At 67.3% G+C, this 24,659-nt stretch carries 22 protein-coding genes; 8 read left to right on the forward strand and 14 right to left on the reverse strand.

Annotated features, from left to right (window positions below):
• Positions 1-25: 25 nt before the first annotated feature.
• From ACP59X_RS04455 to ACP59X_RS04490, 8 genes are all read right to left on the reverse strand, one after another.
• On the reverse strand, positions 26-307 hold the full coding sequence (locus ACP59X_RS04455; RefSeq protein ID WP_428565482.1) for a ubiquitin family protein: 282 nt from the start codon (positions 305-307) through the stop codon (positions 26-28).
• A 155-nt stretch (positions 308-462) separates the two neighbouring features.
• Entirely contained in the window at positions 463-2,190 is a 1,728-nt protein-coding gene (locus ACP59X_RS04460) for an aldehyde ferredoxin oxidoreductase family protein (protein ID WP_428565483.1), read from the reverse strand.
• Between the two features lie 953 nt (positions 2,191-3,143).
• On the reverse strand, positions 3,144-4,250 hold the full coding sequence (locus ACP59X_RS04465) for a hypothetical protein (protein ID WP_428565484.1): 1,107 nt from the start codon (positions 4,248-4,250) through the stop codon (positions 3,144-3,146).
• Between the two features lie 23 nt (positions 4,251-4,273).
• Entirely contained in the window at positions 4,274-4,528 is a 255-nt protein-coding gene (locus tag ACP59X_RS04470) for a hypothetical protein (protein ID WP_428565486.1), read from the reverse strand.
• Between the two features lie 111 nt (positions 4,529-4,639).
• On the reverse strand, positions 4,640-6,250 hold the full coding sequence (locus ACP59X_RS04475) for a response regulator (RefSeq protein ID WP_428565488.1): 1,611 nt from the start codon (positions 6,248-6,250) through the stop codon (positions 4,640-4,642).
• The gene (locus tag ACP59X_RS04480) at positions 6,237-8,024 is read right to left on the reverse strand and encodes a sensor histidine kinase (RefSeq protein ID WP_428565490.1); all 1,788 of its coding nucleotides are present in this window, start codon (positions 8,022-8,024) and stop codon (positions 6,237-6,239) included. The genes ACP59X_RS04475 and ACP59X_RS04480 overlap by 14 nt, the downstream gene beginning before the upstream one ends.
• Positions 8,021-10,636 carry a PAS domain S-box protein gene (locus ACP59X_RS04485; RefSeq protein WP_428565492.1) on the reverse strand — a complete coding sequence of 872 codons (2,616 nt, stop codon included), beginning with the start codon at positions 10,634-10,636 and terminating at the stop codon, positions 8,021-8,023. The genes ACP59X_RS04480 and ACP59X_RS04485 overlap by 4 nt, the downstream gene beginning before the upstream one ends.
• Before the next feature lie 36 nt (positions 10,637-10,672).
• Positions 10,673-11,122, reverse strand: coding sequence for a response regulator (locus tag ACP59X_RS04490; protein WP_428565494.1), 450 nt, complete (start codon positions 11,120-11,122; stop codon positions 10,673-10,675).
• A 184-nt stretch (positions 11,123-11,306) separates the two neighbouring features.
• On the opposite strand from ACP59X_RS04490, the gene ACP59X_RS04495 reads away from it, so the two are divergent.
• Positions 11,307-11,492, forward strand: coding sequence for a hypothetical protein (locus ACP59X_RS04495; protein WP_428565496.1), 186 nt, complete (start codon positions 11,307-11,309; stop codon positions 11,490-11,492).
• Positions 11,493-11,625: 133 nt separating this feature from the next.
• Here the strand turns inward: ACP59X_RS04495 and ACP59X_RS04500 are convergent, their stop codons facing one another.
• Positions 11,626-12,114: a hypothetical protein gene (locus ACP59X_RS04500; RefSeq protein ID WP_428565498.1), complete on the reverse strand. Its 489-nt coding sequence runs from the start codon at positions 12,112-12,114 to the stop codon at positions 11,626-11,628.
• A 326-nt stretch (positions 12,115-12,440) separates the two neighbouring features.
• Between ACP59X_RS04500 and ACP59X_RS04505 the strand changes: the two genes are divergently transcribed.
• From ACP59X_RS04505 to ACP59X_RS04525, 5 genes are all read left to right on the forward strand, one after another.
• The gene (locus tag ACP59X_RS04505; protein WP_428565500.1) at positions 12,441-12,890 is read left to right on the forward strand and encodes a universal stress protein; all 450 of its coding nucleotides are present in this window, start codon (positions 12,441-12,443) and stop codon (positions 12,888-12,890) included.
• 142 nt (positions 12,891-13,032) lie between these two features.
• A complete protein-coding gene (gene hisC, locus ACP59X_RS04510; RefSeq protein ID WP_428565503.1) occupies positions 13,033-14,142 on the forward strand; it encodes a histidinol-phosphate transaminase in 1,110 nt (369 codons plus the stop codon).
• The gene (cmk, locus tag ACP59X_RS04515; RefSeq protein WP_428565505.1) at positions 14,132-14,800 is read left to right on the forward strand and encodes a (d)CMP kinase; all 669 of its coding nucleotides are present in this window, start codon (positions 14,132-14,134) and stop codon (positions 14,798-14,800) included. Before hisC ends, cmk begins: the two co-directional genes overlap by 11 nt.
• A 264-nt stretch (positions 14,801-15,064) precedes the next feature.
• Positions 15,065-15,220: a hypothetical protein gene (locus ACP59X_RS04520; protein WP_428565507.1), complete on the forward strand. Its 156-nt coding sequence runs from the start codon at positions 15,065-15,067 to the stop codon at positions 15,218-15,220.
• 436 nt (positions 15,221-15,656) lie between these two features.
• Positions 15,657-16,940 (forward strand): DUF362 domain-containing protein, encoded by a 1,284-nt coding sequence (locus tag ACP59X_RS04525; protein ID WP_428565509.1) that lies wholly within the window; start codon positions 15,657-15,659, stop codon positions 16,938-16,940.
• 91 nt (positions 16,941-17,031) lie between these two features.
• Here ACP59X_RS04525 and ACP59X_RS04530 read toward each other — a convergent pair whose 3' ends face one another.
• The 3 genes from ACP59X_RS04530 to ACP59X_RS04540 all read right to left on the reverse strand — a co-directional run bounded on the left by ACP59X_RS04530 (position 17,032) and on the right by ACP59X_RS04540 (position 20,204).
• Positions 17,032-19,062 carry a methyl-accepting chemotaxis protein gene (locus ACP59X_RS04530; RefSeq protein WP_428565511.1) on the reverse strand — a complete coding sequence of 677 codons (2,031 nt, stop codon included), beginning with the start codon at positions 19,060-19,062 and terminating at the stop codon, positions 17,032-17,034.
• 362 nt (positions 19,063-19,424) lie between these two features.
• Entirely contained in the window at positions 19,425-19,727 is a 303-nt protein-coding gene (locus ACP59X_RS04535) for an SH3 domain-containing protein (protein WP_428565513.1), read from the reverse strand.
• A gap of 129 nt (positions 19,728-19,856) precedes the next feature.
• Complete coding sequence (locus ACP59X_RS04540) at positions 19,857-20,204, reverse strand: hypothetical protein (protein WP_428565515.1); 348 nt, start codon at positions 20,202-20,204, stop codon at positions 19,857-19,859.
• 217 nt (positions 20,205-20,421) lie between these two features.
• On the opposite strand from ACP59X_RS04540, the gene ACP59X_RS04545 reads away from it, so the two are divergent.
• Together ACP59X_RS04545 and ACP59X_RS04550 are read left to right on the forward strand one after the other, a co-directional pair.
• Positions 20,422-21,066, forward strand: a complete 645-nt coding sequence (locus ACP59X_RS04545) for a peroxiredoxin (RefSeq protein WP_428565517.1) — start codon at positions 20,422-20,424, stop codon at positions 21,064-21,066.
• Between the two features lie 499 nt (positions 21,067-21,565).
• Positions 21,566-22,552 carry an acyltransferase gene (locus tag ACP59X_RS04550; protein WP_428565519.1) on the forward strand — a complete coding sequence of 329 codons (987 nt, stop codon included), beginning with the start codon at positions 21,566-21,568 and terminating at the stop codon, positions 22,550-22,552.
• Positions 22,553-22,767: 215 nt separating this feature from the next.
• On the opposite strand, the gene thpR is transcribed toward ACP59X_RS04550, so the two are convergent.
• Together thpR and ACP59X_RS04560 are read right to left on the reverse strand one after the other, a co-directional pair.
• Complete coding sequence (gene thpR / locus ACP59X_RS04555; RefSeq protein WP_428565521.1) at positions 22,768-23,346, reverse strand: RNA 2',3'-cyclic phosphodiesterase; 579 nt, start codon at positions 23,344-23,346, stop codon at positions 22,768-22,770.
• A 122-nt stretch (positions 23,347-23,468) separates the two neighbouring features.
• Entirely contained in the window at positions 23,469-24,656 is a 1,188-nt protein-coding gene (locus ACP59X_RS04560) for an alginate O-acetyltransferase AlgX-related protein (RefSeq protein WP_428565523.1), read from the reverse strand.
• Positions 24,657-24,659: the final 3 nt, after the last annotated feature.

A 24,659-nucleotide genomic window follows, 5' to 3' on the forward strand; every position in this document is an offset into this window, starting at 1 on the left:
TTCTCGCCGCTTCGTGCGCAAGTGTCTACATTTTCTTGAACCCCAGCAGGACGCGGTAGGGGCCGGGCACGCCCGGAGGCGCCAAAGCCACCCTGTCGCCGCCGTGAACCGTGGCATTGGACGGCACCGTCGCTTTGCCGTTGACAAAAATGACTTCGACCATTTCTTCGGCAATGCCGAGCAATGCCAGCAATTCGCAGCCTGTTATTTCGCCTGCCACAGGACATACTTTCGGATTGGGCCAATTATTTTCTTTAAAGAAATCAGAGAGTCCCATGAAAGCTCGGATTTCTACAGTATTACCCATTTGTACGCCTCCTGTTTCTCTAGAGCATAGCAGCAAAAACTCCCTTTAAGCAACAGTATATTGATGTGTCGGCGGGGAAACGGCTTCATGTTCCTAAACAATGGGGGGATGATGCCTCATCCCCCCATTGTCAGTTTCCGACGAAAGCCGTCGTGCTAGAAGTTGAAAACTTCGTCGATTTCCTCATCCGTGAAGTTCCAGGTCACGTTGTGCGGCGCGCATTCTTCTTCGAAGAATTCGGGCAGCCTGTCGTGGGCCTTGGTGAAGCCCGCGCGCTCGTTGAAGCCGCGCTCGGCCTTGAGGATGGACTTGCCGAGGGCAACCACGTCGTCACCGGTCAGGGACAGGTTGTAGACGGCGTTGATCATCTCGACCAGGGCGTTGAAACCGTCGGCGATGTCCAGGATGGCAAAGGCGATGAACAGGCACATGCCGGTGCTGTCCACGGCCGCCGTGGCGATCTGCAGGTTGCGCGACAGTTCCACCTGGCCTTCCTTGCCCAGGGGATCGACGAAGCCGCCAACCTTGAGGATGTTGGTGGCGACGGCGTAACCGGCGGTGTGGTCGGCGCCCATGGGCGTGGTGGCGTAGGTGAGGCCGACGCCCTTGACCGCGCGCGGGTCATAGGCCGGGATGGCCTGGTTTTTCACCACGGGCACCCGGGTGAGGCCGTACATCTGGCCCACGGCGCCCGCGCCGCAGCCGAGGATGCGGCCAAGCGGCGTGCCCTTGCGGATCTCGCCCACGAGCTCGAGCATCGCCTTGGGGTCGGCCCAGGGGATGATGCCGGCTTCCATGGCCACGCCGACGGCCACGGCCGTCTCGATGGAGTCCACGCCGACGTCGTCGAATTCGCGGTCCGCGTAGGCGATGGCGTCCAGGTCGTCCACGCAGGCGTTGGCGCCAAGGGCCCAGACGGTCTCGTACTCGAAGCCGCTGGTCAGGTACTTGCCTTCCTTGTCATTGTAGTGCTGGGAGCAGCGGATGATGCAGCCGGCATGGCAGCCGTGGGTCGTCTTGCCGCCCCGGGCCTCGATGGTGGCGGCCATGGTCTCGCCGCCGATGTTGTTGGCCCATTCGTTGCGGCCGCAGCGGAAGTTCTTGGTCGGCAGGCCGCCGGCTTCGTTGAGGATGTTGACCAGGACGTTGGTGCCGTACTTCGGCAGGCCCTGCCCGGTGACGGGGTGGGTGGTCAGGGCGTTGGTGAACCGCTTGGACGCGGCCTTGAAGGCCTCGGTGTTGGCGATGGACACGCCGGGGGCGCCGGCGTCGTCGATGACCACGGCCTTGATCTTCTTCGAACCCATGACCGCACCCAGGCCGCCGCGGCCGGCGCTGCGGATGTTGCTCTGGGGGTCGGCGAAGGAGATGTTGGCGGCGGTCAGGCACATTTCACCGGCCGGGCCGATGATGGCCACGCCGACTTTCGGGCCGTACTTGGCCTGCAGGACCTTGATGGCCTCGTAGTTCCCCATGCCGATCGTTTCGGCCGGGGCCTCGTCGATGGTCACGCCGTCCATGGTCACCTTGACGACGTAGTACTTGTCTTCCGCCGGGATGCCCTCGAAAACCATGGCCTTGATGCCCATCTTGGCCATCTTCTGGGCAAAGGTGCCGCCGGTGTTGCTTTCCTTGATGCCGCCGGTCAGCGGGCTCTTCGCGCCGCAGGACAGCCGGCCGGAGTTGGCCGCGCTCGTGCCCGTCAGGTACCCGGGGGCGAATATGAGTTTGTTGTATTTGCCTAAGGGATGACAGGAAGGCTTCACTTCGTTGGCCACAAAGTTCGAGGTGAGCCCCCGGCCGGCCAGGCCGGCGTATTCCGCAGGGCATTCTTCCGTGTTGACCGCCTTCGTCGCCATATCGATCCTGATAAACTTTGCCATGCTGTCCTTCCTTACGCGTTAGAATGGGTTGCGACTCACCGTTTTGCCATTGAAATGAACGCCTACGATCCCATGCGGCGCTCTATTGCTCGCGCGGCGTGTTCCATCGCCTGTCACGGGCCGGCAGCCTCGGGCAGGCCGATGCGATGAACGATCATGTTCGTTTTAACAGCAAACGGTGTTCCGTTAAAAAAAGCATCAATTAAAACGGACCGTTGGCATGGATTGTGGTCACGCTTGGCCCCAATAAAAAAGATCGTCATTGCTCCAGGGCGTGGCTCTTCGGCCGCCACGAGGAGGAGTCTTTTATGCTAATTCAAATATTGCAGAGGGTTGCGGAGAGGTCAAAAGGAAACACCTTCGAGGGGCATTTGTGTTGAAAGGATTCGATCTAAAATGACATAACAAGCTGAAAAGAGGGGAGATCGAGGATGGACGGATTGTACCGTCCAGGCCGGGGGGGCTCCCCTGTGGGTTGAGGGACGCACGGCAGCCAGGGGAGCTCCGGGCTGCCCGGGCGTGGCGCGCCCGGCCCGGCCGCTGGCGAGGTGGGACTGGCCCGGCTCCTTGCGCGCGGGCGACGGGTAGGCAGCGGCTACGGCTGCGAACGGCCGCCAAAAGACGTCCGGCTCCTTGCGCGCGGGCGACGGGTAGGCAGGCCGAAGCCGGGTCGTAGCGGGGGCAGGCTGCCGCAGGGTGGCAGGCCGTCGCCGGGGTGTCAGGCCGAAGCCAGGGTGTCGCTGGGGTGGCCCTCAACGCGGCGGCTGACCTGACGTCGGGTGGCCGGCGACGGGTAGGCGGGGGTTGTCCCGGCGTGGGGTGGCCGGCGACGGGCAGGCGGGGGTTGTCCCGGCGTGGGGTGGCCGGCGACGGGCAGGCGGGGGTTGTCCCGGCGTGGGGTGGCCGCGACGGGCAGGCGGGGGCGTGGCCCGAGCCGCCGGGCGCCGCCCGGGCTATTCGATGACGGAGCCGATGACGACGGGCGGGCCGTCGCCCAGGTAGAAGATGCCGGGATAGCCGGCGGTCTCGAAGCCCTGGCTGGGGTTGGCGCGCAGTTGCGACGCCTCGATGCGCAGGCTGCCGGTCCGGTCGTTGCTGACGAAAAAGAGGGCGCCGCCGCCTTCCCGGGCGGTGTTTTTCTCGAGGCGGCTGCCGCACAGCCGCAACTGGAAGGTGTTGCCGTCGTTGTAGACGGCGCCGCCCGAACCGCCGCCCGGCGTGCCGGGCCGGGCCGGGTTGGCCCCGTAGCCCAGGGCCCGGTTGTGGCTCAAAAGGCTGTTGAGCACCGTCCAGGAAACCCCGATGCTGCTTACGCCCCCGCCGTTGGACCCGCTGTTGCCGAGGTCGGCCCGGCCGCCGAAGGTGCTGCGCACCACGTACAGCGGCAGGCCCTGGTACTGGTCGAAGGCCCGCACGGCCCCGCCCCCCACATCCTGGCCGGTCGCGGCGCAGGTGTTGCGGAAAAAACGGCAGTTGACGATTTTCAGCCGCCCCCCCCGGGCGAAGATGGCCCCGCCGCCTTCGGCCTCGCCGGCCGCGTTGCCGTCGACGAAGGTCAGGTTCTGCACCGTCAGGCGCGGATGGTCCTGGTTGTCGCAGTGGGGCGTGGTCCAGACCTGGGCCGGGTCGCAGGTGTTCATGTAGAGGATGCGCCGCGCCCCGCCGCCGCTGAGCGTCACCTTGCCGCCGCCGTCCAGCACGATGCGCGGGCCGGTGTCGTTGAAGACCTTGGCGGTTGCATCGAGCACGATGGTCACCGGGGCCGGGCCGCAGGCAAACACGATGACACCGCCCTTGGCCACGGCCTCGATGACGGCCTGGCTGGTGCAGCTTTCCGGGCTGCCGGTTCCGATGACCCGGTCCGGCGCGGCGACGTCCTCGAGCTGCGCCTCGACCGGGACCGGGCAGGTTCCGGCCGGATTGCCGGCGCCCGGAAGCCCGGGGCCGTGGAGGGCGGGCGCGTAGAGGAGCCAGTCCGGCTCCTGGCCGGCGGCCCGGGCCGGCCCAAGCAGGAGGCCCAGGCACAGGGAAACGAACCCCAGGCAGGAGAGGGCGTTCATGTGTGCGCCACCCGCCCGCGGGACTAATCCATGTCCGGGAGGATGAGGGAGGCGCGGAACTTGCCGTCCTCGCCGATCTCCACCCGCAGCAGCCGGCCGCCGGTATTGAGGATGGCTATTTCCAGGAAGAAGCGTTTGCCGTCCTCGGAGTGCCAGGCGCCCACGTCGCATTTGGGCTTGTCGCGGGACCTGTTCTCCGCGATGGTCTTCCATATGTCCGAGACATCCTGGGCATTGATCTCCCAGAAACACTGCATCAGCTTGTGGTAGTCCTGCATGTCAGGCCTCGTGTGGCGCGGGTGTGGGGTTTGTCGGGAGCCGGCCCTTTGCGGCACGTGTACCAGCATCCCGTGCCCGGCGATAGGGGGTAACGCGCCGGAAACCGCCGCCTAGCCGCCGTGCCCTCGGGAAAGCACGCGCACGATGACCTCCTTGAGGGCGTTTATATCCACCGGTTTGGCCAGGTAGGCATCCATCCCGGCCTTGAGGAAGACGCCTTTGTCGCTTGGCATGGCAAAGGCGGTCATGGCGACGATGGGGATCGTGCGCTTGGCCTCCCCCGTGGCGCCGGCGCGAATGGCCTCGGTTGCGGCCACACCGTCCATGACCGGCATCTGGACATCCATGAGGATGAGGTCGAAATCCTCCGCGGCGAGCAGCCGCAAGACCTCCTGGCCGTTCTTGGCCGGTTTCGCCAGACAGCCCATCTTATCCAGGACCTTCAAGCCGAAGTGCAGGTTCTCGTCGTCGTCCTCGGCGATGAGCACCCGTATTTTCCGGGCAAAGCCCTCGTCGCCCGCCTGGCTTTGCCGCGACGCCGTCATGGCGGCCCGGGGGCGGCGCATGGGCAGGTTCACATAGACGGTCGTGCCCTGGCCTTCGCTGCTGTCGATGTCCAGTTCGCCCCCGAGGAGCAGCACGAGGCGGCGCACGATGGCCAAACCGAGGCCCGCCCCCTGGAAACGGCGGGTGTAGGCGTTTTCGACCTGGTTGAAGGGCTCGAAGATATCCTTGAGCCGCTCGGGGGCGATGCCGATGCCGGTATCGGCCACGGCCAGGAGCAGGCGCAGGCTGCCGTCGTCCCGGACGTGCAGGGGGGCGGCCGTGACGCGCACCTGGCCGTGGGCGGTGAACTTCACGGCATTGCCGACCAGGTTGAACAGGATTTGGCGCAACCGGGTTTCGTCGCCGATAATCTCGGGCGGCAGGGCCGCGTCGAGGCTGAAGGCCAAGTCCAGGCCCTTTTCCCGGGCCGGCTGGGCGAAGGTGTCGAGCACCGCCTCCTGCTGGCTGCGCAGCGAAAACGTCGTATTCACGATGGACAGCTTGCCCGCCTCGACCTGGGACAGGTCGAGGATGTCGGTGAGCAGGCGTGTCAGGCGCCGCGAGGACTTGAGCGCATTGGTGATGTATTCGTCCTGCTCGGCGTCGGTGCCGGTGGACTGCAGCAGTTGGAGCATGCCGAGGATGCCGTTGAGCGGGGTGCGGATCTCGTGGCTCATGTTGGCCAGGAACTCGCTTTTGGCCCGGCTGGCGGCCTTGGCCTCCTCCATGGCCTTTTGCAACTGGGCCGTGCGTTCCCGGACGCGCTCCTCGAGTTGTTGTTCCGCCCGTTTGTTGCGGATGGCGTAGCGCACGGCGCGTTCGAGGGTATCGGCGCTGAGCGTGGATTTGGACAGGAAGTCCGTGGCCCCGGCCTCCATGGCCATGAGGTCCACGGCGCGGTCGCCAAGGCCGGTCAGGAAGATGGCCGGCACCGACAGCCCCCGCCGGGAAAATTCGGCCAAAAGCTCCAGGCCGGTATGGCCGCCGAGATGGTAATCCAGCAGGCACACGTCGAAGCGCTCCGCCTCCAGGGCGGCCAGGGATTCGTCGTAGCCGGGCGCCCAGCGCAAGGCGTACCGGCCGCCGGGTATCCTGGCGAAATGGGCGGAGGCCAGGAGGAAGTCGTCCTCGTCGTCGTCGATGATCAGGACCTTGACGGGTTCAGGCGGGGCCATGCGCTTCCTCCCGCGTTGGCTGTTGCACGGGGATGGCGAGGCTGAAGGTCGCGCCGTGGCCGGGCTGGCTGGTGGCCGTGACCGTCCCGCCGTGGCGTTCCACGCTTTTTTTGACGATGGCCAGCCCGATGCCCGTGCCCTTGTATTTGGTCCTGCCGTGGAGGCGCTGGAAGGGTTGGAAGATCCGGTCCAGGTATTGGGGCTCGAAGCCGATGCCGTTGTCCGTGATGTCCACCCGGGCGAAGTCCCGCCCGTTATGGGTCTCGACCCAGCCGCGCACCACGACCCGGGGCGGGGCCTCGCCGTGGAATTTGAGGGCGTTGGACAGGAGGTTCTGGAAGACGCGGCGCATCTGCGACACGTCGACCGCGGCCGTGGGCAGGGCTTCCAGGTCGACGCGGGCGCCGGTTTCCCTGACGGCGGTTTCGATGTCGGCCAGGGCCTCACGGGCCAGGCTGGCCAGGTCGGTCGGCACGAAGGGGCTGGGCCGGGTGGTGATGCGGGAGTATTCGAGCAGGTCCAGGATGAGGGTTTCCATCCGGTCCACGGCGCTTTCCATCCGGCGCAGGGAGTCCTGGCCCGTGGCGTCGAGGTTGGCGGCGTTGTTTTCGCGCAGCCTTTCGCCGAAGGCCTTGATCTTGCGCAGGGGTTCCTGGAGGTCGTGGGAGGCCACGGCCGCGAAGATTTCCAGTTCCCGGTTGCTGCGCTCCAGGTTGGCGGTGCGCTCGGACAGGAGCAGCGAGGCCTCGGCCAGGGCCTCCCCCACCGTGTTGGTTTCCTCCAGGCCGAAGTCGCCGGCCAGCACGGGTTTGCCCGCGGCCAGTTCCCGGGCCGGCCCGACCAGCGCCCGGATGGACCGGGAGAGGCCCCGGCCGATGAGGGCGGCCAGCAGCAGGCCGCCGGCGGACAGCAGCGTCGTCCCGGTGACCACCCACAACAGCCACTCGCGCAGCTGCTTCCAGACCACGGACTTGGGCACGTGGATGACCACCGACCAGCCGGTCACGGGCGAGCGGCTGAGGCAGGCCAGGGAAGGCACCTGTTCCAGGTTCAGGAACTCCTTGACGTGGTCGCCGGGGCCAGGGTTGCCGAACAGGGGCGGGATGCGCTTGCCCACGTACCGGTCCGAGTCCAGGGTGCGGTAGACGGCCACCCGGTCGGCGTCCATGATCAGGCCCACCCAGCCGGCGGGCAGGGGGTACTCGGCCATCCGGGCCACGAAACGGTCGGTGGGCAGGGCCATGGCCAGGTCGTAGGCGACCTTGCCGTCGCGGCTGACCGGCACGTCCAGGCTGATCAAGTCGCGCCCGGTGATGGCCCCCTTGAAAAGCCCGCTGACGATGGGCCGGCCGCCTTCGAAGATCCGGCGGACGGCATTGGTGGCACCGCGTTTGGGCAGGGGGGCGCCCGGGGGGAGGTAGGTGTTGACCAGTTGTTGGGTGGTGGCGTCGGCCAGGATGATGTCCGCGTCCTTGTAGCTTTCCAGCAGCCGGCGGGCCTGTTCGTGGAAGGCCTTGAAGTCCCTGGCGTCCAGGGCCGGCGAGGTGGCCAGGGCCGCAAGCGCCGCCTGGATACGGGCTATTTCCTCATCCAGGCTCAGGCGCAGGCTTTGGGCGGTATCCCGCAATTGCGTTTCGACGGTCTGCTTCTTGTTCTGGTAGGCGATGGCGACAAGCCAGCCGGCGGCGAGCCATACGGGTACCACGCAGGCGGCCACCAGGCAGGCCAGCCGGAAACGGATGGTGCGCCACTTCCCCAAGGAGCCCATGTTCATGTTCCCGATCCTCGCCCCGGTTGTGAAACGGGCAGGCTGACGATGAACCGCGCCCCCTGGCCGGGGGCGCTGTCCACCGTGATCGTGCCCCGGTGCAGTTCGACGATCCTGCGGACGATGGCCAGGCCGATGCCGGTGCCTGCATAGGCCGTATTGCCGTGCAGGCGCTGAAAGGGCTGGAAGATCTTGTTCTTGAACCGCAGGTCGAATCCGATGCCGTTATCCGTAACCGAAAACCTGGCCCACTGCATCCCTGCCTCGGAAACGATCGCGCCGCTGACGCGCACGACCGGTGGTGTCTGGCCGTGGTACTTGAGGGCGTTGGAAAAGAGGTTGCGGAAGACCTGATTCAGCAGGGCGCCGTCGACTTCCGCCTGGGGCAGCGCGCCGATCTCGATATGCCCCCCGGCCGCGGCCAGGCCGGGCTCGAAATCGCGCGCCGCCTGGCCGGCGATTTCCCCGAGGTCGGCCGGGGCGAAGCGCGGCAGGTTCCGGCTGGCCCTGGAATACTCGAGCAGCCCGTTGATGAGGGTCTGCATCCGGGTGGCCGCGTTTTCCATGCGCCGCAGATAGTCCCGGCCCGTGTCGCCCAGGGCGTCGGCGTATTCCAGGCGCAGCCGCTCGCCGAAGACGCGAATTTTGCGCAGGGGCTCCTGGAGGTCGTGGGAACTGACGGAGAAGAACTTGTCCAGTTCGATGGTCCTGGCTTCGAGTTCCTGGGTTCGGGCCTGGACCCTGTCCTCCAGCACGTCTCGGGCCTGGCGCAACCGCTGCTCGGCCAGTTTGCGTTCGGTGATGTCCTTGGTCACGGCAAGCATGTGGACGCTGTTGGCTATCGTAATGGGTTCGATGGACAGCAGGGCGTTTATGTTCTCGCCGGTTTTGGCCCGCAGCCGGACCTCGGCGTCGACGATCGGTTTCCCGGCGGCGAAGCGTTTGCGGATGCGCCGGCGGGCCTGCGGGTCGTCCCAGATGCCGAGCTCGACGGTCGTTTTCCCGAGGAGTTCGTCCGGGGCATAGCCCAGCAGCCCCAGGTAGGCGTCGTTGGCATGGACGAAGCGGCCGCTCTCGAAGGACAGGATGGCCATGGGCGCGGGGCTGGCCTGGAAGACTTTTTGGAACTGGAGCTCCCGTTCCGCCAGCGCCTGCTGGGCCAGCTTGCGGGCGGTGATGTCCTCGCTGAAGACGGCGATGCCGCCGATGGCCCCTTCCGGCGTGTACCAGGGCCGCACCTCCCAGCGCAGCCATTGGCTGGCGCCGTCCGCGCGCACGAAGGCGTCCTCCTCGGCCCGTTCCACGGCCCCGGCCAGGCAACGGCGGTGGATGTCCTTCCAGTGCTCGGGAATTTCGGGAAAAACCTCGTAATGGCTGCGGCCGAGCAGGGGTTGCCCGGCCAGGCCGAAGTCGGCGACCCAGCGTTGGCTGGCAGCCAGGTAGCGCATGTCCTTATCGAACATGGCGATGGCCGCCGGGGCGTGGGTGATGTAAAGGCGCAGCTGTTCCTCGCGCTGGCGCAGTTCCGCTTCCAGGGCCTTTTGCTGGGAGATGTCGGTATTGGTGCCGAACCACTGGAGGACTTGTCCCGTGGCGTCGCGCAGGGGGTTGACCCGGGTCAGGAAGGGGCGCAGCCGGCCGTCGGCCCCGCGCAGGGGAAAGACCATGTCGAAGGGCTGGCCCGTGGCGATGGAGGCCTTCCACTGCTCGAGCACGGCCGGAAGCGTGGCCGGGTCGTGCACCCGCTGCCAGCCCGAGCCTTCCATTTCCTCGGGCGTCGTCCCGGTATAGGCGTACCAACGGTCGTTGTACCAGACGATATGGCCGTCGGCCCGGGCCATCCAGGCCAGTTGGGGGATGGTGTTGGCCAGGGTGCGGAACCGGGCCTCGCTGGCGTTGAGGGCCTTGGCGCCCTCGGACAGGCGCAGTGAAAGCGTCCGGCCGTCGGCCCGCAAGGCCTCGAGGGCTTCGCGCTGGGACAGGGCAAGGGCGAGGTGGCGCGCGATAAGCTCCAGCCCGCGCAGGAGTTGCGGCGTGAACCGTCCCGGCCGCTTGTCCTCGAGCTGGAGCAGGCCATGGGTCGTCGCCTCGCAGCGCAGGGGGATCAGCGCCGAGGATTCGTAGCCCGCGGCGAGGCAATTGCCCCGGATGTGCTCACGCAACTGCGGGCGGGCGCGCAGCAGCTCGGTGTTGCTGTTGGTCCACAAGCTGCCGTATTCGGTGAAAAAAGGCTCGTTGCGGTCGATGCGGCCTTCGATGACCATGCCGCAGGCGCATTCGAGCGGCGCGGCGCCGTCCCGGTCGCCGGCCGGCCGCTGGTGATTGCCCTGGGGGCACAGGCTGTTTTCCAGCCGGATGAAGGCCTCGGACAGCCCCCTGGTCTGGAAGTAGGGGTAATCGCTGCCTTCCCGCAGCCGCAGTCCCACGGCCATGAATCCCGTGCCCCGGGCCAGGAGGTTCACGACCTGCCGCAACAGTTCGGGGGTGTCCGTGTCCGCCTTGACCAGGTCGAGGAAGGCGGCGATCAGGGTGTCGAGGCGGTTGCTGGCGGCCAGTTCCCGACGCAGGTCGTCGCACTCGCGGATGAGCGCCTCGAGGTTGTTCGCGGTATCGTGCATGGGGCTGGTTCCCGCTTTGTGTCTGGCCGGTTGCGCTCAATAATCCGGCAGGCGGACGATCTGGAACCAGTATTCACCGAACTTGCTCACCACCTCGCACATGCTCTGGAAGGTGACGGGCTTGGTGATGAAGCAGTTGGCCCCGTCCTGGTAGCTGCGCAGGATGTCCGCGTGGGTCTGGGAGGTGGTCAGGATGATGACGGGGATTTCCTTGAGGGCGGGGTCGTTTTTGATTTCCTTGAGGGCTTCGCGGCCGTCCATGCGGGGCATGTTGAGGTCGAGCAGGATGATATCCGGCCGCGGGGCTTGCGCCGGGTCGGCGTAGGCGCCGCGCCGCTTGAGGTAGTCCATGAGTTCCACGCCGTCCTCCACCACGTGCAGGGCGTTGGAGAGCTTGGCTTTCTGGAAGGAATCCCGGATGAGGATCACGTCGTCCTCGTCATCGTCGGCCAGCAGAATCACGGCGGATTTGAGCGCGCTTCCCATGGCAATACTCCGAAGGTTTCCTTATAACCTAGCACAAGGGATCGCTTATGGCCAGCAAATCCCGTGCGGCTTCCGGCCCTTGGCCGAATAAGGTCCGAGGGCGTGGCCCTCGGGGCGGCCGCCGCGTGTCGGCACAGGGAACGGCCTGTTTGTTTTCGCTGGGAAAGGAAAAGGGGGGTGAACCATGCGCGCTGCGACCCGGATTTGCGTCGTCTTGCTGTGGCTCTCCGTGCTGGCCCCGGCCGGCGGGGAGATGTGCCTGTCGAGCCCGGTTTCGCTGGTCTGTCCGAGCTGCCCGGTGACACTGCGCTGCTTTACCGTGGACGACTGGCTGGACTTCTTCCTGCCGGGCTGGGACGGGGGGCTGTAGCCGGCAGCCCAGGGGCGCAAAAAAACGCCGCCTTGCCCGGGCAAGGCGGCGTTTCGAAACATGTGTCCTTGCGCGCTGCGGCCATCCCGGCTCCCTGGACGCGGGACGGCGCGGCGCGTGCGGTCCGGGTCGGCTACATGTAGTCGCCCCGGTTGAACTTGATCTTCTCGGTTACGGTCATGACTTCCAGTTCGTTGACGAGGGAACCGAGCCCCGCGTTGACGTCGCTTGGCAGGTCGTCCTTGAGCTGCTTGACGCCGGTTTCAATGTTTTCCAGTACGCCGTAGGCCTGTTTGAGGGAATCCCCTCCGGAGCCGGAGGCCAACTGGTCGGCATAATTCTCCCATTTGGCCAGCAGGGTGTCCATGCTGTTCATAACCGCCTGCTCTTCTTCGCTGAATTGACCGGAGGCCTCGACGTCGCCGGCGGTCTGGGCGCCGGAGAGGTCCAGGGCGGCATAGCCGGCCAGGGGCGGAGCGGCAAGCCCCGACGCCTGGGAGGAACTGTCGTCGCCGAGCTTCTGGGACAGGATGGCGGCAAAGGCGTCCGACGCGTCCTTGGACCCCGCGGTCTTTTCCGCGGCCTGCTGCAGGGCGGTCAGTTGGTCGGTTTGGATTTTCATCGGCCTTCCCCCGCGTTAACGTTTCCAGTTTGCTTGCAAGGAGCCTGCCAAATGGTGGTAGTGGTAACGTGCAGGCATCGCTTGAAAAATTTTTTTCACGGCCAGGAAATTTTTGCCCGCCCCGGCCCGTCGCCCGCCCCGGCCCGGTGGTCGGCCAGAGCGGCGGCCGTGGCCGTCGCCGGCCAGCTTCCTTCTCCATAGGGCAGGCAAAACGCCTTGTCTATTGCCATCCACTTTGGCACTCTGGCCCGACCGGCCCGTGCTGCCTTTTCGGCCGGCGCGGCGAGATCTTAAGCCGCAACGCATCCAAAACAAGGAGCGGTGTGATGCCCAGTGTGAAAAACATCCTGTGCGCCGTGGACTTCTCCGAGGGGTCGGCCCGGGTGGCCGCTTATGCCGCGACCTTGGCCAAGGCCACCGGCGCCGCCGTCTGCTGCGTCTACGTGGCCCCGTCCCTGGCCGAATACGTGGGGTTCAACGTGCCCCAGGCGGCGCTGGACACCTTCGTCGGCGACGTGGTGGAATCGGCCGGCACGACCATGCACGACTTCATCGACGAGCATTTCAAGGGCCTGCCCGCCCGGGGCCAGGTCCTGACCGGCTATCCGGCCGAGGAAATCCTCAAGGCCGCCACGGAAAACCATGCCGACATGATCGTCATGGGCACCCATGGCCGCACCGGCATCGACCGCATCATTTTCGGCTCCGTGGCCGAGAAGGTGGTCAAGACCGCCGTCTGTCCCGTGTTGACCGTCAAACCCCGCGAAGCCGCCTAGTGTCGCGCCCTCGAGGGGGGCGGTGCCGTTTCGAGGGCAACGCCCAAGAACAATTACTTTTTCTTAAAAAATACGTGCGTATTTTTTAGGGACACAACACGAGGCGGCCCCGTCGCGGGCCGGCTTCGCGGAGCGCGCGTTCATGCAGCCGATCGACCGAATCCGGGAGGACGTGCGGGATTTCACCCCGTACGCCCCCGGGCTGTCCATGGAAGAGATCCGGGAGCGCTACGGCCTGTCCCGGATCGTCAAGCTCGCCAGCAATGAAAACCCGCTCGGGGCCTCGCCGCTGGTCAAGCGGGTGCTGGGGCGCAAGGCCGATCAGGTCTTCCGCTATCCCCGGGCCGGCAACCCCGCCCTGACCGCCGCCCTGGCCGCCTTTCACGGCGTGCCCCAGGCCTGCGTCGTGGCCGGCAACGGCTCCGACGAGGTCATCGACCTGCTGGTGCGCCTGACCTGCCGGCCGGGACGGGACAACGTGGTGGCCTTTTCCCCGTGCTTTTCCATCTACGTCCAGCAGACGCGGCTGTGCGGGGTGACCTTGCGCCAACCCGCCCTCGGGCCGGATTTCGCTTTCGACCTGCCGGCGTTGGCCGGGGCCTGCGACGACGACACCGCCCTGGTCTTTCTGACCAACCCGGACAACCCCTCGGGCCATGCCGTTCCGGCCGAGGCGGTCGTCGCCCTGGCCCGGTCGCTGCCGCCGCGCGCCCTGCTGGTGGTGGACGAGGCCTACGTGGAATTCGCCGAACCAGCGGCGGAGTATTCCATGCTGGCCCGCTTCGGGGAGTGCGACAACGTGGTGGTGTTGCGCACCTTCTCCAAGCTCTACGGCCTGGCCGGGCTGCGCCTGGGCTTTGGCGTCATGCCCGAGTGGCTGGCCGACTACATGCTGCGGGTGCGCCTGCCCTTTAGCGTCAACCTCATGGCCGAGGCCGCCGGCCTGGCCGCCCTGGAAGACACGGCCTTCGTGGCGGCCAGCCTCGAAACCGTGCATCGGGGCCGGGAGTTATTGGCCGGCAAACTCGCCGGCCTGGGCTGCCGGGTCTTCCCGTCCCAGGCCAACTTCCTCATGTTTACGCCGCCGCATCCCGCCGCCGAACTCTTCGAGGCGCTCCTGCGCCGGGGGATCATCGTCCGGGGGCTCAAAAGCTACGGCCTGCCCGGGCTGCTGCGCGTGAGCATCGGCAACGACGAGGAAAACGACCTGTTTGTGGCCGCCATGAAGGACATCTGCGACCATGGCTTCTAGCGGCCGGCGCATCGTCACCATCGACGGCCCGGCCGGCGCGGGCAAGACGTCCGTGTCGCGCCGGGCCGCCGGCCTGCTGGGGCTGGCCTACCTGGACACCGGGGCCATGTTCCGGGCCCTGGCCCTGCGCCTGGGCCCGGGCGGCCACGAACTGCCCGAGGCGGCCATCGAGGCGGCCCTTGGCGCCATGACCTTTTCCCTGTCCGGCAGCGGGGCGGACACGGTACTGCTGGTGGACGGCGCCCCCTTGCCGGCCGCGGCCCGCACCGAGGAAGTCGGCGGCCGGGCCTCGAACCTGGCCGTGCTGCCCGTGGTGCGCCTGCGCCTGCGCCTGGCCCAGCAGGCCATGGGGCGCGAAAACGACCTTTTGGCCGAGGGCCGGGACATGGGCACGGTGGTCTTTCCCGAGGCCCGGCGCAAGTTCTTCCTGACCGCCTCGCCCGAAGTCCGGGCCGCCCGGCGCGTGGGGCAACTGGCCGCCCTGGGCAAGCCCGCCGATTACCAAGCCATCCTGGAAGCCATCCGCCGCCGCGACGCGCAGGACACGGGCCGGGCCGAAGCCCCTCTGGTCCCGGCTGCCGACGCCCTGGTCATCGACACCTCGGACCTGACCGAGGAGGCGGTGGTGGACCGCATCGTGGACGCCGCCTCCCGCTAAGCGACTGCCCCTCCGATTTGTCCCGTCGGCCGGCGCCGTAAGGCCCGGCCGGCCTTGGGGCATTTGCGGCCATGTGTCGGCCGCTTGCCATTTTTGTCCCACCAAACGGCCGGCCTACCCCAAAAAGCCACACATTTGTCAGCGATTCGCGTTGTTCGCCGGTATAAGGACGGCCCAGAGCATGGATTATCACGATTTGGCCCGCTCCTTGCTTTAACGGCATGAACCAATGACGCCGGCCTGGCCGGTTCACCCGAGGCTCCGATGCGTAAAGACACTACCGTTTCCCAAGCGGAACGCGCCGTTCCGTACCCGGTCTCCCTTGTTTACACCATGTACCGGCATGGCGCGGGGTTAAGCGAACGCGAAGCCCTGGAACGCGCACAGGCCGCCGCCCGGCGCCTGCGCCCCACGGCCTAGGAATTGTGGGCGTCCCCATGGCACCGGGGACACCCATGGCCGCGCCGGGGGCCCATGCCGCCGGGCCCCCGCGACGCGTCGCCACCCTCCGCCCCAGCCGCCCTCCCGGGCACCCGTTCCCCTCGCGTCCAACGGCCCTCTGACCCGTACGCGGCCTGCCTCCCTCCGGCCTGCTTGTGCCTCGCCGCCCTCTGACCCGCGCGCACCTTGCCCCCTCTGACCTGCTCGCGCCTTGCCGCCATTTGTTCCGCTTGCGCCTTGCCGTCATCTGACCCGCTCACCCCCGCTGTCGCTCGCCGCCCCGCTCCCGCCTTGCCGCCATCCGCGCCGGGCGCGCCTCGCCCCTTCCCCTCCATGGCCGAACCCGTTATGCCCGTCATGGGGCGGGGTGCGCGGCGGCCGCTCCCGCAGGCCCTTCGCCGCTTTCCGGAGGAACATGACCGCCTACCGCCTGCACCTGCGCCGGGCCGGCAGCCTGGCCGCCGTCCGCCGGGCCCTGGACGATGTCCTGCCCGCCTATGCCGACGTCTTCCCGACGGACAAGGCCGCGCCGATCCTGGTCAAACCCAACCTCAACGCCAACATGGGCGCCCTGACCGGCAACACCACCGACCTGCGGCTGCTGGCGGCCGTGCTCGGCTTGTTGCGCGACGCCGGCCACCGCGACGTGACCGTGGGCGAGGGCACCAATTCGGGCTTTTACCGCAACGGCATCGGCGTCATCGGGCGGCTTCGGGTGGACGCCCTGGCCAGCCGCTTCGGCGTGCCCGTCCTCGACCTCAACGCCGCCCCGGGCCGGCCGGTGGCCTTCGCCGGCGGGGTCGCGGCCCAGGTGGCCGCGCCGGCCCTGGACGCCGCCCTGGTCATCAACCTGCCCAAGCTCAAGACGCATTTCGAGGCGGGCATGTCGGTGTGCCTCAAAAACCTCATGGGCTGCCTGGTGGGCCAGGAGAACAAGAAGAAGACGCACCAGGACCTGGCCGCCAACATCGTCAACCTCAACGCCGCCCTGCGCCCCGGCCTGCACATCGTGGACGGCCTGGTGGCCATGGAGGGCCTGGGGCCCACGCGCGGCACGCCGGTGCGCTGCGACACCCTGGTTTTCGGCCAAAACCCGTACCTGATCGACCTGGCCTGCGCCCGACTGGCCGGCTTTCCCGACGCGGCCGTGCGTCCGTTGGCCGAGGCCCGGCGCCGGGGGCTGGTCACGCCGGCCATGGATGCCTTCCTGGACGGGCTCGAGCTGCCCCTGGCGGCCGGCCGGCCCTTCGCCCCGCCCAAGGCCGGCCCCCTGGCCACCTTCATCCACCATCCCCGGCGGCAGAAGTACTTCCTGGCCGTGCGCAACATGGCCCTGTTCCGCTACCTGGCCGGCACGGACTGGTTCGGGGCGCTGCTTTTCCGCACGGGCCTGCGCCAGGACGTCTTTTGCCGGGAGGAACTGCGCCTGGAGGGCCTTGGCCTGGAGGCGGCGGCCTGCGACGGCTGCGGGGTGTGCCGGGACTTCTGCCCCATGGGCCTCGACCCGGTGGCCGTGGCCGCGACGGGCGGCCATGCGGCCTGCCTGGGCTGCCTGTACTGTTATGCGGTTTGCCCGCGCCGGGCCCTGGTTTTCGCGGGCGAGATGGGCTTTTTCGCCGAACAGGTCCGGCAGTACGACGCCCACATCCGGGGCCTGGGCCGGGCGGCCGGGGCAGGGGAAGGCGAGGGGGCGGGCTGAGGCCGTCCCGGCGGCGGGCGAGGGCGAGGGGTGGGGCTGAGGCCGTCCCGGCGGCGGACGGGGGCGCCGGGACGGCCTGGGCTTGTGCGGCTTAGGCGTTTCGCAGCTTGGCGATGATCTGGTCCATGTCGCCGGACAGGTCGGCCAGGGCGTGCACGGCCTGGGCGGATTCTTGCATGCCGGTGCTGGTGGCCTCGACCACGTCGCTGACCTCGTTCATGGCCCGGTTGATCTCCTCGGCCGCGGCGGACTGCTGCTCGGCCGCGGCGGCGATGTCGGCCACTTCCTTGGCGCTGGCTTCGGCCAGCCCCAGGATCTCGTGCAGCACGTCGCCGGACTTGCCGGCCAGGTTGGTGGCGTCGCCCACGGCCTGGGCGGCCTTGTCCACGTTCTGGATGTTGCCGGCCACGGACTGCTGGATGCTCACCACGGCCTGGCCCACTTCCTTGGTGGCGGTCATGGTCTTTTCGGCCAGCTTTCTGACCTCGTCGGCGACCACGGCGAAGCCGCGCCCGGCCTCGCCGGCCCGGGCGGCCTCGATGGCGGCGTTTAAGGCCAGCAGGTTGGTCTGGTCGGCGATGTCCGAAATGACGGACATGACCCGGCCGATGGCCTGGGTCTGGTCGCCGAGGGCGGCCATGGCCTGCTTGAGGGTGGCGGACACGGTGTTGACCCGTTCGATGGAACGCATGGATTCCGCGACCACGGCCGAGCCGGCCGAGGCCTTGGCCTTGGTGTCCTCGGCGGACTGGGCGGCCCGGGAGGCGTTCTTGGCCACGTCGAGGACGGTGGCGGTCATCTGGGCGATGGCTTCCACCACGGCGCGCAGGCGGTCGCGCTGGTGGTCGGCGCCGCTGCGCACGTGCTCGACCTGGTTTTCCAGTTCGCCCGAGGCGGCGATGATGCTTTCCACCACCACGCCGAGGTTCTCGGCCGCCTCGAGCATGCCCTCGCGTTTGGCGATTTCGGCCAGCCCCATGGCCTTTTCCGCCTCCTGGCGGGAGACCTCGGCGCACCGGGCCTCCTCGTTGGCCTCCTTGCTCATGGCCTCGGCCTCGGCGATCTTGGTCTTGAGCCCGGCGACCATCTTGTCCATGGCGCCGTTGAGTTCGGCCATCTCGCCGGCGAAGGTCCCTTCGGCCCGGGCCTCGAGGTCGCCCCGGGAAACCTTGCGGGCGTGGTCGATGATGCGCCGCAGGGGCGAGGTCATGCCCCGGGCGGTGAAAAAGCCCGCCACCATCACGATCAGCGCCACGACCCCGGAGGCGGTCAGGGCGGAATAGAGGATGGTGCGTTCCGTGGCCGCGATGGAGGCCCGGTCGCTGCCAATGAACAGCATGCCGGCGATCTTGCCGTCGGCGCCGGTCAGCGGCCAATAGGCGGTGTTGTAGTCGCGGCCGAGGATCTTGTTGATGTCCAGGAAACGGCTGCCTTTTTGCAGCACGGTCTCGAGCACCTGGGGGTTGTCCATGCGCGTGCCAATGGCCCGCTTGCCGTCGCGCTCGATGGTGGTGGCCACCCGCGTGTCACCATAGAAAATGGTGCACTCCGTGCCGAGGACCTTCTTGATCTCGTCCACGAAGGCGTTGCTGGAGGAGAGGTTGATGCCCGTGGTCACGGAGCCGACAATCTTGCCGGCCTCGTAAACCGGGAAGCCGGCCCGCAGCGAGAACTTGACGGCCGTGCCTTCCTCCAGGCCGATGGAGCCCTGGCCGGCCAGGGCCTTTTGCACGTTGATCTGGTTTTTGACCGAATCCCCGGCCTTGTCGGAATGGCTACGGGCGACGACCACGCCGTTTGCGTCGGCGATGGTCACGAATTCGATCTTGAGTTCCCGCTGGGCCTGTTTGGCGATCTCGACGAGCTTGGCCTTGTCCTTGGCCACGATGGCCGCGGCCAGGTCGGGCCGGGTGGACAGCAGGTACGTCACGCCCTTGACCTCCTGGCTGGCCTCCTTGAGCATGTAATCCACGGCGTCGGCCTTGCTGTCGATCTCCTGCTGACTCATCCGGTTGAGCCCCAGGGTCAGGTAGTGGTGGACGGTCAGGGAAATGGCCGCGGTAAGGAGGATGACGGCGAAAAGGAGCAGGGCAATGATTTTTCCTGTGAGCGTCAAACGCATAAACGCCTCCGTAAACCCGGGACCGCCCTGGGGCCGGGGTTTGTGAAAAAGAGAACTAACGAGCCGCTTAAACAGGTGCCTTTCACTATATGTAATATTTCGGCCTCTGCCTAGCGGGCAAAGCGTAAGGGCGGCCCATTTTTCAGGGGATTTAGCCGGAAAAAATGTTTTTTTTCACAAGCCGGCGAGCCCGTCGCCGCAAAAAGAGACCACTGCGCCCGAGGCACCATGGCCTGGGCGTGGGGCAAAAAAAACCTGCGGGCCGCTGTCGGGTCCGGGACGGCCTCGGTAAGGGCCGGGCAGCGGTTCGCCGGGGCCGGGCGAAAATGACCGGGCAGCGGTTCGCCGGGGCGAAGCAACGGTCAGGGGGTGACGAACAGGCGGAGCACGTAGCCCTCGTGGCCCGTGGCCAGGGAGCGCACGTGTAGCCAGCCCTGGATATCCGGCGTCAGCACGGCCACCTTGTCCCCGGCATGCAGGTCCTCGACCACCGTGCAGGTCGGGCTCGGGCACTCCAGCAGGTTGAGCAGGGCCGCTTTCACCGTATGGACCGAGGCCGGGTTGACCGGGGCCTCGGCCTGGCCCCGGCCGGCGCAGCCGGCAAGGCAACACAGCACGCCGGCCACCAGCGCGGCGCCTGCCAGGACTGTCCACGTGCGCGTCATACCATCTCCTTGGCCCGGGGCGACCGCCAGGGCGGACGGTGCCGTCGGTATTTTTTCTGAAAATAGGAATCATTCCTATTGCCATGAAGGGCAAAAAAGCGCATGTTGCCATTGTGGCCGCGGCCGCCGTCAGTTGCCGTCGAAGGTGCGCATGCGTTTTTCCCTGGCCCGGCGGGCATCCTGCGAAGGGCATTGGCACACGGCCAGGGCGGCGTCGTAGGGGCTGTCGGCGCTGACGCCGCCGGGCCCGACGTAGACGAGTTTGGCAGGGTCGGGCTGGGTCAGGGTGTACTGGCCGGGATTGGCGGAACAACTGCCGCAGTTGATGGTCCAGGTATTGAACGCGCTCATGGCCACCTGGGCGATGCAGCAATTGCCGTAGGGGTCGACCTGCTGGGCCAAGCCGGGGCGCGGCCCCAGGCTGACGGCCACGGCCGCGAACAACATTGCGAGGCAGAGGCGGACCGGCTTTCGCATGTATCCTCCCTGGGGGAGCTCCCGGGTGGGAAGCTCGGCGAAAACTAGCCGGTCGGGTCGCCCTTGTCCACACACGGCCGCCTGGCGGCGGGTGCGGGCATGAGCGAAGGCGCGCCCGGGCAAGGCTTTTCTTGCCAACCTTCCCCGGGCGGTACATATACGGCTAAGAAAACGAAACCGGGTTATTCCCGGAAACCCCAACAACGAGGTCTCACCCATGCACGAACACGCGTACGACGAAGAATGCTGCGTCGAGGTTCCCGAGGCGACGGTCGGTCAGGAAGTCGTTGATTTCTCCATGAAGGTCTACGACCCCGTGGAGGGCTTTTTCGGCGAGATGTCGATGGAAGCCACCCGGGAAGCCGGCAAATGGACGATCCTGTTCTTCTATCCGGCGGATTTCACCTTCGTGTGCCCCACCGAGCTGGCCGACCTGGCGACCAAGCACGACGAGCTGGTCAAGATGGGCTTCGAGGTCTTCTCCGTGTCCACGGACACCGAGTTCGCCCACCTGGCCTGGCGCAACAGCGAAAAGCTCCTGGAAAACGTCCGCTTCAAGATGGCCGCCGACCCCAACGGCCAGGTCTCGCGCTACTTCGGCGTCTATGACGACGAATCCGGGCTGGCCCTGCGCGGCACCTTCATCATCAACCCCGACGGCGTGCTGGTCTCCAAGGAGATCAATTTCTACAACGTCGGCCGCAATGCCGACGAACTGCTGCGCAAATGCCAGGCCAACGTCTACCTGCGCGAAAACCCGAGCGAGGCCTGCCCGGCCAAATGGACCCCCGGGGCCAAGACCCTGACCCCCTCGGAAAAGCTCGTGGGCAACGTCTACCAGACCATGAGCGAAATGCCGTAAGTCGCGCCCGCGCCCCCCTCTCGGCCCGCTCCCGCACCCTCGGGGGCGGGCTTTTTTTGCGCGCGCGCCGCCTCGGGCCCGGCCCCGTCGCGGCAGGCGTCGACGGCGGAATGGGGGCCTACCGGTTCCCGGGCGGCCGGGCAATGGCCGGGCAGCCGGGAACTCCCCTCGTGACCGGGCGTTGGTCGTGCCGGTGCCGGGGATTGCCGGCAAGGACCGGACAGGCCGGGGCAGACGCCGGGCCGCACCACGTCCACGGCCCTGGCCAGGGGCTTGCCGGCAAGGACCGGACAGGCCGGGGCAGACGGCAGCGACAGCGCGGGGCAGCACAGGCACGGGTGTTTGACGGCGAAGCGGTATTGGCCTAAGCCACGGCCTGGCGAAGGGGGAGGAAGGCGCTGGCGATGCGGCTGCGCTCATGCAGCTGGCGGAAGGCGCGTCTCTTCCAGGGGCCTTGGCCGCGAAAAAGCGGCAAGGCAATTCCCTATGCCGCAGCCATATGACGCAAAATCGACTGTACGGGATGGACGTCCTCAAAACGGTCTGTTGTTTTTCCGTGGTCCTCTTGCATGCCGTGGCCTACAGAGTGGAATTTTTCGATGAAACGCCTGCATGGATGCTGGCCAACGTCGTCAGTTCGGCCACGCGGCTGGCCGTCCCCGTCTTTTTCATGGTCAGCGGCGCCCTCATCCTGCGCCGGGACATCCCGTCGTATGCCGCGTACTTCCTGAAGATCGCCCGCAATTATACCGTGCCTCTGCTTGGCGGACTCGTCGCCTATAAGCTCCTGGCCTTGGGCCAGGGCGACCCGACACCGCTGCTGGACGGTGTGGTCTACAACGTCCGGCGATCCATCGCCTTCCATCTCTGGTTCATGTGGACGTTTCTGGGGCTGGCCCTGGTGGCGCCGCTGTTGCGGCCGATGGTGGCGCGGCGGGAGGGCCTGGGCCTTTTCCTGGGGCTGTGGCTGCTTTTTTGCGTGGCGCAGCCCTGGCTTGGCCGTATCGACGTGGCCCTGCCCGTGGACAACATGCTGTTCGTCTTTCCCGCCGGCTACTTCGTGGCCGGCTACGCCCTGCTGACCATCGACCGGCGCGTTTCCCCCTGGCTGCTGCTGTTCGGCTGCGGCCTGGCCGTGGGCGCCACGGCCTGGCTGACCTGGCGGTCCAGCCTGGAGGCCGGTGCGTTTTCGCCGTTTTTCTACGAAGGCCCCTCGCCGTTTCTGATCCTCTACAGCGCCTGCGCTTTCAAGCTGTGCCGCGACCTGCCCCCGGGGCCGCGGCCCCGGCTGCTGACCGCCGTTTCCGGGGCGACGTTCACCGTCTACATCTACCACGTCCTGGCCCTGTCCCTGGCCAGCCGGTTCCTCGGCCCAACCACGCTCCCCATGCGGCTGCTGGTCCATGCGCCCCTGGCCTTTGCCGCCTGCCTGGGCCTGGACGCCGCCGGCCGGCGCATTCCGGGCCTGCGCGTCTTTTTCCGCTAGGTCGGGGCCACCCCGCCCGGTCCCTCCAGGGTCCCCGCGCGGTCGCCGGCAGGTGCGGGCTTGGCCGTGGAAGGAAAGGGGCGCTGGGCGGCGCGGGCAGGGCCTGCCGCCGGCCGGCGCGGCCCCTGGGGAAGCACGCCGGTCTTTTTCGAGAAAACGAAACGGATGCGTAGGCTGCCCGCGAAAAGGGGCACGGCGCCTTTCGAGGGCGCACCCTACGCGTCGCGGGCAGGAAAGACGGCCAGGACTTCGTGGCGGGCGCCGGTCGGGGAGAGGACGGAGCGCCAGAGGGTGCAGGCCGTGACCCGAAGGTCAGGCCAGGCCGCCGCGGCCAGGCGGCCCAAGGCCCCGGCCCAGTCGCCGCCGCGGCCCGGTTCCCGCAGCCGGGCCAGGGTCAGGTGCGGCCGGTAGGGCCTGGCTTCGGGAGGCAAGCCCAGGGGAACAAGGGCGGTGTCCACGGCCGCCGCCAGGGCCAGGCACTCGGGCGCGCCGACGGCCAGCCCGGCCCAGGCCACGCGCGGCCGGGCCATGTCCGGGAAAAAGCCGCCCCCGCCGAAACGCAGGCCAAAGGCCGCGAAAGGGATGGCCGCCAAGGCCGCCGTGATGGCCGGCAGGCCGCCCGGGCCGCCGGTCGGCACATCGCCCAGAAAACGCAGCGTCAGATGGACGGCCTCGGCCCGGGCCGGGGAGGCCGCTCCCCGGGCCAGCCCGGCCACGGCCGCGCCCAGGCGGGCGGCCTGTTCCCGGCACTCCCGGGGCAGGGCGATGCCGACGAAGGCGCGTACCTGTTCCATGCCCGCCCTCCTTGGGCCTCGTGGCGTTGGCGAAGGGCGCAGGGGCTTTGGGGGGCAAACCTGCGCTTGCGAGGTCGTCTGGTGTGTAAAAAATACGGGCGGCGTTGGGAAGGGCGGCGGGGCTAGGGCGCGGGCGCGGCCGGCGGGGTCTGCTTGGCCGGGAATTCCGTGAAGTAGCGTTCCACGAACTCGTCGATGACCACGGCCGGCTTTTCCCGTTCGATCAGGTCCTTGTCGAAATAGCGCACCTCGCGGGCGGTGGACGGGTAGGGCCAGACGTAGGTGGTCTTGTTGAAGTGCTCGGACAGAAAGGGGATGAGCTCGTGGGCGAAGGAGTCCCGGAACACCACCACCGAAGGCCGGGACGGGTCGTTGGTGTTCATGATCACGGGCGGCTGGAAATAGGGCGGCACGGTGTGGGGCTCGGCCGTCTCCACGGCTTTGCGCTGGAAGTGGGGAGTGAAAACGACCCGGCTTTCCGGGAAAAAATCGCCCAGGGCCAACATGCTGGCCAGGCCGCCGTTTAAGTCCGGCACGATGGCGATGTCGTAGTCGCCGCGGATTTCCGGTTCGAATCGGGGAAACCACTGGCCCAGGCGCTTCATGATCTGGACGTAGCCGGCAAAGGCCCCGAAGGTCGTCCAGTGGGTGTCGGTGCGGTAGTAGGCCAGGGCCTGGCGCTTGACCAGGTCCATGGTCGGGCGCAGGTCGAGGACCGTGATACCCGCCGCCTCCAGGGCGGACACCAGCTGGTCGGTGCGGCTGACGGGGCTGACCTTGTTGAACTGGTCGGGCAGGAATTCCGGATAGACGGTGTGCTTGTTGGGCGCCACCACGATCAGGTAGCGGATGCCCCGGGCGGACAGCCATTCCTGGCGGTCACGGTAGACGTCCACCCAGCGGTTGAGCTGCTTTTGGCTGAAAAGCCGCACCGAACGGTAGTCCTGGATGACGTTGAGGTCGTTGTTTTCCTGGGACAGAAACAGCCAGTCGCCCTTGCCCTTGATGACCGTCTGGTATTGGTTGGAGACGCGCAGCCAGAAGATGTCCAGGATGTTCTCCAGGCGCACCAGGAGCTTGCGGAAGCCGAACGTCTTTTCCAGATAGCCGCGCTGCAGCACGTTGAAGGATTTGAAAATCTGGGACATCGAGGAGTCCGGCAACGGCGTCGGGTCGTTTTCCATCAGATAGACGTCCGGGGCCACCTGGCACAGGTTGTCGATCATGGGCAGGCAGATCAGCGCCAGAAAGACCAGGATGCCGCAACAGGCGATGGCCTTGTGGCCGAGGGTGGGAGCCTGGACTTGCATGAC

Origin of the sequence: Solidesulfovibrio sp. DCME (genome assembly GCF_049995385.1) — a bacterium.
In the GTDB taxonomy this organism is placed as follows: domain Bacteria; phylum Desulfobacterota; class Desulfovibrionia; order Desulfovibrionales; family Desulfovibrionaceae; genus Solidesulfovibrio.